This window comes from Acidovorax sp. Leaf78, from assembly GCF_001422735.1.
Lineage (GTDB): Bacteria > Pseudomonadota > Gammaproteobacteria > Burkholderiales > Burkholderiaceae_C > Acidovorax.
In genome coordinates this window covers 181,617-191,819 of the sequence record NZ_LMLZ01000026.1, presented here as the reverse complement: position 1 = coordinate 191,819, position 10,203 = coordinate 181,617, and the positions used below count along the sequence as shown (strand labels likewise).

Annotated in this window: 10 protein-coding genes; all 10 read right to left on the bottom strand. The window is 60.5% G+C overall.

The window, feature by feature from the left end:
* Nucleotides 1–292 precede the first annotated feature (292 nt).
* The 10 genes from ASF16_RS25165 to bamB all read right to left on the bottom strand — a co-directional run bounded on the left by ASF16_RS25165 (nucleotide 293) and on the right by bamB (nucleotide 10,144).
* A complete protein-coding gene (locus ASF16_RS25165; RefSeq protein ID WP_056173965.1) occupies nucleotides 293–817 on the bottom strand; it encodes a phosphoribosyltransferase in 525 nt (174 codons plus the stop codon).
* A gap of 60 nt (nucleotides 818–877) precedes the next feature.
* Nucleotides 878–2,254: an adenylosuccinate synthase gene (locus tag ASF16_RS25160; RefSeq protein ID WP_056173962.1), complete on the bottom strand. Its 1,377-nt coding sequence runs from the start codon at nucleotides 2,252–2,254 to the stop codon at nucleotides 878–880.
* 28 nt (nucleotides 2,255–2,282) lie between these two features.
* Entirely contained in the window at nucleotides 2,283–3,431 is a 1,149-nt protein-coding gene (locus ASF16_RS25155; RefSeq protein WP_056173959.1) for an ATP phosphoribosyltransferase regulatory subunit, read from the bottom strand.
* Between the two features lie 87 nt (nucleotides 3,432–3,518).
* A complete protein-coding gene (locus ASF16_RS25150) occupies nucleotides 3,519–3,701 on the bottom strand; it encodes a DUF2065 domain-containing protein (protein WP_056173956.1) in 183 nt (60 codons plus the stop codon).
* A 34-nt stretch (nucleotides 3,702–3,735) separates the two neighbouring features.
* Nucleotides 3,736–4,644: a protease modulator HflC gene (gene hflC / locus ASF16_RS25145; RefSeq protein ID WP_056173953.1), complete on the bottom strand. Its 909-nt coding sequence runs from the start codon at nucleotides 4,642–4,644 to the stop codon at nucleotides 3,736–3,738.
* 9 nt (nucleotides 4,645–4,653) lie between these two features.
* Nucleotides 4,654–6,030 carry an FtsH protease activity modulator HflK gene (gene hflK / locus ASF16_RS25140; protein ID WP_056173949.1) on the bottom strand — a complete coding sequence of 459 codons (1,377 nt, stop codon included), beginning with the start codon at nucleotides 6,028–6,030 and terminating at the stop codon, nucleotides 4,654–4,656.
* Nucleotides 6,031–6,082: 52 nt separating this feature from the next.
* On the bottom strand, nucleotides 6,083–7,261 hold the full coding sequence (gene hflX, locus ASF16_RS25135; protein ID WP_056173947.1) for a GTPase HflX: 1,179 nt from the start codon (nucleotides 7,259–7,261) through the stop codon (nucleotides 6,083–6,085).
* 60 nt (nucleotides 7,262–7,321) lie between these two features.
* The gene (gene hfq / locus ASF16_RS25130; protein WP_056173944.1) at nucleotides 7,322–7,576 is read right to left on the bottom strand and encodes an RNA chaperone Hfq; all 255 of its coding nucleotides are present in this window, start codon (nucleotides 7,574–7,576) and stop codon (nucleotides 7,322–7,324) included.
* Between the two features lie 106 nt (nucleotides 7,577–7,682).
* Nucleotides 7,683–9,026, bottom strand: coding sequence for a ribosome biogenesis GTPase Der (gene der / locus ASF16_RS25125; protein ID WP_056173941.1), 1,344 nt, complete (start codon nucleotides 9,024–9,026; stop codon nucleotides 7,683–7,685).
* A gap of 17 nt (nucleotides 9,027–9,043) precedes the next feature.
* Nucleotides 9,044–10,144, bottom strand: coding sequence for an outer membrane protein assembly factor BamB (gene bamB, locus ASF16_RS25120; RefSeq protein ID WP_369817197.1), 1,101 nt, complete (start codon nucleotides 10,142–10,144; stop codon nucleotides 9,044–9,046).
* Nucleotides 10,145–10,203 lie beyond the last annotated feature (59 nt).

The following is a 10,203-nucleotide window of genomic DNA, read 5'->3' as shown; positions in this document are numbered from 1 at the left end:
TCATCACCTTCCGAATTCTGCATCTCTCGACACATCCTCCGTTCAGCGAAGCCTTGAATTATATACCGGTTTTTATCCCGCTTGCAACTCAAAACCAAACTTTCTTCACCACACACCCAGAAGATCCGCAGCAACAACGACCAGAAGTCCTCATCACCGCCAACCTCCGAACTTCAGCATCTCCTGCAATCTGCAAGACCGTCTCAGTAGCGAAGCCCTCGACTATAGCACCGTTTTGCAGGGCGACTGAGAAAAAACCAAAAAACTTGAATTCTTCTCCTCCCCCACCTTCCTACACCCGCCACTTCTCCAGCAGCTTGTCAGGACTCAGGCTGTCATAGCCTTCAAAAGGCTGATGGATCCATGGATTGGTAGGAAGGAACTCTACGGAATAGTCAGGGGTGAAGGTCGACAGCCCCTTGGTCCAGATCACCGCGCTGCGCATCTCGGAGATGGGCGCGTAGTTGGTCTTGAGCATGTTGATAACGGCATGCAGCGTGTGACCCGAGTCTGCGAGGTCATCGACCAACAGCACTTTGCCAGCGATTTCACCCTTGGGTGTCGTGATAAAGCGTGCGATATCCAGATGACCTTGCACCGTTCCCGCCTCAGCGCGGTAAGAACTAGTGGACATGATGGCCAAGGGCTTGTCGAAAATGCGGCTGAGGATATCGCCGGGGCGCAGGCCGCCCCGCGCGAGACACAGGATCGTGTCGAACTCCCAACCGGACTGGTGCACCTTGAGTGCCAGCTTCTCAATCAAGCTGTGGTACTCGTCGTAGCTTACGTAAAGGTGCTTGCCGTCTTCGGTCAACATGGAAATGGCTCCTGCTTATATAGCTATGGGTGTAACGATCGCACAACTTGCGCTGTGCGCTCAGCCCGCAACGTAGGGGTGACGCATCATGATCGTGTGATCACGATCGGGACTGGTGGAAATCAGGTCGATCGGAACACCTGTGACCTGTTCGATGCGTTCCAGATAGTTGCGAGCGCTCTGAGGCAGCTTTGCATAGTCGGTCACGCCCACTGTGGATTCAGTCCAGCCTGGCAGGGTTTCGTAGATGGGCGTGCAGCGGGCAATGTCTTCAGCACCCATCGGCAGAAGGTCGATGCGTTCGCCGTCAAGCTCATAGCCAGTGCACAGCAGCAGTTCGTTCAAACCATCCAGCACATCCAGCTTGGTGATGCACAAGCCCGACAGGCCGTTGACCTGGGCGCTGCGCTTGAGCAGCGCTGCATCAAACCAGCCACAACGGCGGCTGCGGCCGGTGGTCACGCCCTTCTCGGCGCCGATGGTGCTCATGTGATAACCAGGCGTACCGGGTGTTTCCCAATCGAGTTCGGTAGGAAACGGGCCCCCACCCACGCGCGTGCAGTAAGCCTTGGTGATGCCAAGGATGTAGTGCAGCATGCCAGGCCCCACGCCCGAGCCCGCAGCCGCATTGCCAGCCACGCAGTTGCTCGACGTGACATAGGGGTAGGTTCCGTGATCGACGTCCAGCAGAGTGCCTTGCGCACCTTCAAAAAGCAGGTTCGCGCCCGCTTGGTTGGCTTCGTTGAGTTCACGCGAAACATCCGCCATCATGGGCTTGAGCAATTCTGCGTGGTGCATGGCTTCGGCGTACACGACATCAAATTGAACCTTGCCGTCCTGGATGTAGGGCTTCAAAGCGTCGCCGAAGACGAATGAAGCAGAACGCAGATAGGTTGTCAGAACGTGGTTGTGCAGATCCAGCAACTCGCGCAGCTTGGCTGCGAAGCGCTCGGGGTACTTCATGTCCTGCACACGAAGGGCGCGGCGTGCAATCTTGTCTTCATAGGCCGGGCCGATACCGCGGCCGGTGGTGCCGATCTTCTCGGTACCGCCCTCTTCACGCGCAGCTTCCCGGGCCACGTCGATGGCAGCGTGGAAAGGCAGGATCAAGGGGCATGCCTCGCTGATGCGCAGGCGCGAACGCACTTCAACACCCGCTTTCTCAAGGCCTTCGATCTCCTCGAACAGCTTGGCCGCCGACAGCACGACTCCATTGCCGATGTAGCACTTGACGCCAGGGCGCATGATGCCGCTGGGAATCAGGTGTAGAGCAGTCTTCACGCCGTTGATCACCAACGTGTGACCCGCGTTGTGACCCCCCTGGAAGCGAACGACACCTTGCGCGCTTTCGGTCAGCCAATCGACCAGCTTGCCCTTGCCTTCGTCGCCCCACTGGGTTCCGACCACCACTACGTTGCGACCTTTGGTTGCTTTCATCTCTCACCCACTTCAATGATTCAATTGCTCAAACAGCCTGCACGACCCAGCGGTCCGCAATCTGCACCAGTTCCCGGTCACAGTGGAATTCATCCACTTCGCTTTCATGCCCCGGCAGGACACAGACCACCGTCTCCCCTGCCCTGCGCAATTGCGCAATGGCAGCATTCACGTCGGCCGCCTCGCCCCACGGCGCGCGGATCGCTGCCTTCAAGGCGCGGGGGGATACCACACCCACGACCTGCTTGATGTCCAGGCTGAAGCCCGCTGCAGGACGGTTGCGGCCAAACACGGCGCCGACTTCGTCGTATCGCCCGCCACGCACCAGGGCATCGGTCGCTCCAGGGGCGTAGATGGCAAAACGCGCGCCGCTGTAATAGGCATAACCACGCAGATCAGCCAAGTCGAACGTGACGGAGGCCTGGTCCAAGCGAGAAGCCAACCACTTCAAATTTGATAGCAGCTGGGGCACGCCAGGAAAGCGGTGGAGCGCTTTTTCCGCCTCATCCAGCACCTGATGGTCCCCATAAAGATGGGGCAACGCCAACAGCCCCTCTCGAGAATCCTGTGGAAAGCCCCGGGTCAACGACGCCAATTCGCTGGTGTCCTTGGCTGCGAGCGCTGCATGGATGGCGCTGAGCAGTTGCGCAGTGAGCGGGACATCCGCCAGCAGACTGCGCACGATGCGGACATCCGCCAAGTCGATCGTCGTATCCAGGACATTCGCCACGCGAAGGCACTCACGCGCCAGCTGCAAGGCTTCGAGGTCGGCTTCCAACCCAGCATGCCCATAGATCTCCGCGCCAAACTGCAGGGGTTCGCGGGTGGCATGTGGACGGTCGGGCCGGGTGTGCAAAACCGGGCCGCAATAGCACAGTCGTGTGATCCCCTTGCGATTGAGCAGGTGTGCATCTATGCGGGCCACCTGCGGCGTAGTGTCCGCACGAAGACCCATCGAACGACCTGACAGCTGATCCACCAGCTTGAAGGTCTGCAGATCAAGTGCCTCGCCAGTGCCGGTGAGCAAAGACTCCAGGTGCTCCAACAGGGGTGGCATGACCAGCTCATAGCCGTAGCAACGGGCTGTATCAAGCAACCCGCGACGCAATTCTTCGATGTGCCGCGCTTCGGACGGCAAGACATCGGCAATGTGATCCGGAAGGACCCAAGCAGACATGAGAAAAGGGGAGGCTGTTAAAACCGTGATTCTACCGGGAGCCGGGAACGGCCCCGAAAGACATCCAGTGAAGAGCGCTGGCAGGACTTAGAACCAGAGCATCGCCAGACCAGCCAGGATGACCAGCAGGGCGAAGAAACGGATCTGACCGTCCCGCAATTGCGCGATATGACTGACTGCGCGCCGCCAGCCCTGGGGCGAGAGAAAGGGCAATGCCCCTTCAATCACGAGAACCAGCGCCAGTGCAATCCAGAGGCTCTCGGAATTCACTGCAGGCGGCGAGCAGGCACAGTCGGAGACACGACTACTTGCGCGCGGCGGCTGGTGCAGCGGTGGAAGTACCGCCTCGAAAAGTCTTGAAGAACTCAGATGAAGAAGGATCCAGCACCATCACGTCGCTCTTCTTGCTGAAGCTTGCCTTGTAGGCTTCCAGGCTGCGATAGAACTGCGCGAACTGCGGATCGCGGCCAAAGGCCTCAGCATAGATGCGAGACGCTTCGGCATCGCCCTCGCCCTTAATCTTCTGGGCATCACGGTAGGCATTGGCCAGGGCCACTTCGCGCTGGCGGTCCGCGTCGGCGCGGATCTTTTCGCCTTCAGCGGCGCCTGTGGAACGCAGTTCGTTGGCAACGCGCTTGCGCTCAGCCTCCATGCGGCGGTAAACGGATTCGGTGATGGCTTCCACATAGTCGACGCGGGTGATGCGCACATCCACCACATCCACACCCCACGGCTTGGCACCACGCACCGTTTCCAGCACTTCGCGCTTGACGTCGGCCATCAGGGCCTCGCGCTTGAGGGACAACAGTTCCTTGACCGTCCGCTTGTTGATCTCTTCCTGGAATGCATTGCGCACCACGCGGTTGAGTTGCATCGCACCTGCGCTTTCGTCCAGGCCCACATTGCGGATGTACTCCGTGGGCTCCGAAATGCGCCAGCGGACGTACCAGTCGATGACCACACGCTGCTTTTCAGCTGTCAGCATGGGTTCGGTGTCGCTGCTGTCGAGCGTGAGAAGACGCTTGTCGATATACGACACGTTCTGGAATGGGGGCGGCAACTTGAAATTGAGCCCAGGCTCGGTGATGACTTCCTTGATCTGGCCCAGCGCATACAGCACACCAAACTGGCGTTGGTCCACGACAAAAAGCATGGAGCTCATTAGGGCAAGCACCACCAGCAACGTGGTTGCGATAAATCCGACTCTGTTCACGAGCAGCTCCTAGCGAGATTCACGATCGCGGGTGCGACTGCTGTCGCGCGCCCGGGGATCATTCGAAAAGGTGGACGACGGGACAGCAGGTGCTGCCGCAGGCGCAGCAGGACTCGTCGCTGCAGCCGCATCGGCAGGGCCGGTATTGCTTGCAACGCCCTGCATGATCTTGTCGAGCGGCAAGTACAGCAGATTGGAGCCTTGGCGCGACTCGACCAGCACCTTGGTCACGTTGCCGTAGATCTGCTGCATGGACTCGAGGTACATGCGATCCCGGGTGACCTGGGGCGCCTTCTGGTACTCGGCCAGGATGGACGAAAACCGCTGCGCATCACCTTGTGCTTGCGCGACGATGCGGGCCTTGTAGGCAGCCGCTTCTTCGTTCAAGCGCGATGCAGAGCCGACGGCACGTGGAATCACGTCGTTGGCGTAAGCCTGCGCTTCGTTCTTGGCGCGCTCACGCTCCTGGCCGGCCTTGAGCACGTCATCGAACGACGCCTGCACTTGCTCTGGCGGTCTCACACCACCCTGCTGCAGATTGATGCCCACGACTTCGACACCGACCTTGTAGCGATCCAGGATTGTCTGCATGAGCGCACGCACCCGGGGGGCGATCTGGTCACGCTCTTCGGCCAGGGCCGTATCCATGCGCATCTTGCCCACCACCTCGCGCACAGCTGTTTCTGCCGCTTGCACCACTGCGTCGGTCGGATTCTTGCTCTCGAACAACCAAGCGCGTGCGTCGCTCAGGCGGTACTGCACTGCAAACTTGATTTCAACGATGTTCTCGTCTTCCGTGAGCATGGCCGACTCACGGAGACCGGTGCTCTTGATGACCGTGTCACGCCCGACGTCCGCCGACCGGATCTGCGTCACAAAAACCAGTTCGTGGCGCTCGATGGGGTATGGAAGGCGCCAATTGAAGCCGGCGCCCACGGTGCTCTTGTACTTGCCGAACTGGGTGATGACCGCCTGCTGGCCTTCCTGAACGATGAAGAAGCCAGTACCCATCCAGATGACGAATGCGATGCCGACGATCAGTCCGACACCAACGCCTGCATTCTTCATGTCGGGCTGAAAGCCGCCTCCGGAACCGCCGCCACTGCCCGTTCCGCGTCCACCGCCATTCTTGCCGCCGAACAATCCACCCAGCTTGCGATTCAGATCACGCCAGAGTTCATCGAGGTCTGGCGGCTGCCCGTTGCTCGGACGCTGGTCGCCGCCACGATTGCCAGAGGGCTGATTCGACGGGCGATCGTCAGGCCGTGCGCCTTCATCGGGTTTGTTGTCATCGCCTCGCCCCCATCGGGGATCGTTCAAATTGAACATGCCCCGGATACGTTCTGGAAGCGAAGCCCAGCGTAGGGTGCGATTTTGAAAAGTCATGCGCAAAGTCTCTGGTTCTCTGATGGCATTGGTAATGCGGCATTGTGCCCAATCAGGGCAAAGCCCCCGGCAATTCAATGGCGTTATCAGGGGTCATGTCTTGCCGTGTCGCATCGATCACCTTGGCCGCCAAGGCACTGCGAAGCGTATCCACCCCTTCGCCGGATCGCGCACTGACAAACAGGCGGGGGAGCATGGCTCCGTCCACTTCATAGTGGTCCTGCAGCACCGCCGGGCGTTGCTCAGGCGAAAGTGCGTCCAGCTTGTTGAAAACCAATAGCTGCGGAATATCCGCCGCTCCGATTTCATGAAGCACCTTCTGCACCTGGGCCATCTGTTCCGGAAATCCAGGATTGGAGGCATCCACCACATGCAGCAGCAAATCGGCGTCTACGGCCTCTTGCAGCGTGGCCTGGAACGCGTCTACCAACCCGTGAGGCAAATCGCGGATAAAGCCGACGGTATCGGACAAGGATACCGAGCGACCCGCATCACCGAGATACAGCTGCCGCGTGGTGGTGTCCAGCGTCGCAAAAAGCTGGTCGGCCGCATAGGCCCGGGCTTTCACCAGCGCATTGAAAATCGTCGACTTGCCAGCGTTGGTATAGCCCACCAGAGATATGTTGAAGGTATCGCGCCGCTCGCGCTGCCTGCGCTGGGTGGAGCGTTGGCGCTTGACCTTGACCAGCCGTTCTCGAGTGCGCTTGATAGCGTCGCTGATCATCCGGCGATCGAGTTCGATCTGCTTTTCGCCAGGGCCGCCACGCGCACCAATGCCTCCTGTCTGTCGTTCCAGATGGGACCACCGGCGAACCAGACGCGTGCTGACATAGTGAAGCTTGGCCAGCTCGACCTGCAACTTGCCCTCGTGGCTGCGCGCACGCTGGGCGAAGATTTCCAGGATCAGCAAAGTACGGTCGTTGACCGGAAGCTCCAGATGGCGCTCCAGGTTGCGCTGCTGCGCCGGACTGAGTGACTGATCGAAAAGAACCTCCACCGCGCCGTGCATCTGCGCCAGCGTCCGAATCTCGTCTGCTTTGCCGCTGCCTACGAACAGCGCCGCATCGGGCGCTTTTCGTTTGCAAGTGATTTTTGCGACCGGATTCATGCCTGCCGTTTGCGACAGCAGGCCCAGCTCTTCGAGATCGCCATCGAAATGGGGAAGACCGAAGTCAACCCCCACCAGCAGCACCGGAGTGCCGCCTGGAGAAGAAGTCGTTGGCGAACTCAAGGAAGACGCCCTACCGGCAATAAGCGGGCAAAAAGCGAAGGCTGGTTCAGATGCAGAGTCTTAAGCGCTGGCGCTGTCTGCATCCGCAGTGTCGGCGGTAGAGAAGTTGACAGCGCGACCAGGAACGATGGTCGAGATGGCATGCTTGTACACCATCTGAGTGACCGTGTTGCGCAGCAGCACAACATACTGGTCAAAGGATTCAATTTGCCCTTGCAGCTTGATCCCGTTCACCAAGTAGATGGAAACTGGAACATGCTCCCGACGCAGTGCGTTCAGGAAGGGGTCTTGAAGAAGTTGGCCTTTATTGCTCACGATATTCTCCGTGTTCAGAAGTGTTGTTGTAAACCATCACCTTACCACACGCCAGAGGCCTCGCCAGCCTCGCAAGGCATGGCCCTTCAAGCCCCCGGCTTTTGCGTCACGCGTCGTCCTTGTCCGCAAAGGGGTTGTGGGACGTCTTCATTTCAATGCGCAGCGGCGTGCCAACCAGATCGAACTCCTTGCGGAACCGGCCTTCCAGAAAGCGCTTGTACGCATCCGTCACATGCTCCAGAGAATTGCCGTGGACCACGATGACCGGAGGATTCATGCCGCCCTGGTGCGCATAGCGCATCTTGGGCCGGAACATGCCGGCCCGCTTGGGGCTTTGGAACTGCACGGCCTCCAGCAGAAGGCGCGTGAGCACGGGCGTGGACATCTTGCAGGTAGCTGCCCTGTGTGCCTGCGCCACAGACGCCCAGAGCGGACCGAGCCCTTGCCGCTTCTTGGCAGAGATGAAGTGCATCGCTGCAAACTTCAGAAATGCAAGGCGGGTTTCGATCGAACGCTCCAGCAACTGGCGCTGGTAGTCGTCCACCGCGTCCCATTTGTTCACGGCCACCACCACCGCGCGCCCACTCTCAAGGATGTAGCCGGCGATGTGCGCGTCCTGGTCGGTTACGCCTTGAGTGGCGTCCAGCAACAGCAGAACCACGTTGGCGGATTCGATCGCCTGCAGCGTCTTGACCACCGAAAACTTCTCGATGGCTTCAAAGACTTTGCCCTTGCGCCGGAGGCCCGCGGTGTCCACCAGTTCAAACCGCTGGCCATTGCGTTCGAACGGGACCGAAATCGCATCGCGCGTCGTGCCTGGCATGTCGAAGGCGACCAAGCGCTCCTCACCCAGCCAGGTGTTGATCAGCGTCGATTTGCCGACATTCGGGCGCCCGGCCACGGCCAGCTTGATAACGCTCTTGTCCTGCTCGGCATCGGCCTCATCAGGGTCCGGAAGATTCAGAGGCTCAAGCGCCTTGTCCACCAGGTCGCGAATCCCCTGTCCGTGGGCCGCAGAGACGGGATACACCGAGCCAAGGCCCAGCTCGTAGAACTCGGCAAGCTGCACGCCTTCCAGCATGCCCTCTGCCTTGTTGGCGACCAGGATGCAAGGCTTGCTGAGCCTGCGAAGGTAATTCCCGATGTCGTGATCCTGCGCGGACAAGCCCGCACGGGCGTCCAGCACAAAAACCACCACATCGGCTTCTGCCACTGCCTGCTGGGTCTGCTTGGCCATCTCGCGGTAAATGCCGCTGGACGCATCAGGCTCGAAACCACCGGTATCGATGACGATGTACTCGTGCTTGCCCTGCTTGCCATTGCCGTAGTGCCGGTCACGCGTCAGCCCGGCGAAGTCTGCAACGATGGCGTCGCGGGACTTCGTCAGACGATTGAAAAGCGTCGACTTGCCGACATTCGGACGCCCGACGAGGGCGATAACTGGCTTCATTGAATAAGACCGATCAATCAATCAGGACGGAATCCGTAGATTCCGCCGTTACGCGTCAACACCACAAGGGTGTCAGCAGCCACCACAGGCGCTGCAGCAATACCGGAGCCGTCCGTGGTCACGCGGTTCAGGGGCGAGCCATCCGCACGGGACAGCAGGTGCACCAGTCCGGTGTCATCCCCGACCACCACGGACCGCCCCAGCAACAAAGGAGCCGTCAACTTGCGGTGCTTAAGCCTGTCGGTCGTCCACAACCGCGAGCCATCGCTGCGGCGCCATGCGACGACAGCGCCATTGCTCTCAGAACCGAAGATCGCGTCACCGTCGCCGTGCACGCCCTCGGCACCACTCGCCGGCTGCGTCCAGGTAGTCGATCCGCGAGCGACATTCACACAGCCGACGGCTGCCTGGAATGCACGGGCGCAAATGCTGTCTGCAACCCGGCTCGTGCGGCCGACCAGTTCCACCAGACGCTCCACATCGTTGGTGCCGCGCGAACTGCCCAGCGGGGCCTCCCAGCGGACACTGCCGTTGTCAGGATTCAAACCCACCATGCGGCCCGAGAAACCCACCACCAAGGTATCGCCGACGGCCAGCAGCACACCGGCCTGCCGAAGCACCAGTGCCTCGCCGGGCCGCTGCTGGTTCCAGAGCTTGCGCCCCGTGGCACCATCGTAGGCCGCCACGGACCGGTCGGCGGACATCACGAACACACGACCGCCAGCGACCAGCGGTGGCGTGAAGACCTGTGCGGCCAGCGGCTGGCGCCACCGCTCTTTTCCGGACTCCAGCAGAACCAGCGCATTGCTGCGCAGGACCACGGCGGCAGACTTGCCATCGCTTCCCACGCCCGCCGACAGAGGCTCTGCCAGCGTGGCCCGCCACAGATCACCGCCGGTGCGGGCATCTACAGCCGCGACCACACCGTCCGCCGATGCCAGCGTGACAACGTTGCCAGCGACATGCACATCCAATGGCAGGGTGCCCACGTTGCCAATGCGCGCCGTCCAGGCCTGCCGCACGCCGAGAACAGCCACATTGGCCCCGAGGTCTGCCGGCACAGGCTTGGAGCTGCCACTGTTCCAGAGCGAGCAACCCGCCAGCGTGGCCAACAGCATCACCGCAGACACACTGCGCACAAAAGAAACGCCGCCCACAGGGCTGTTGCTACGGACGA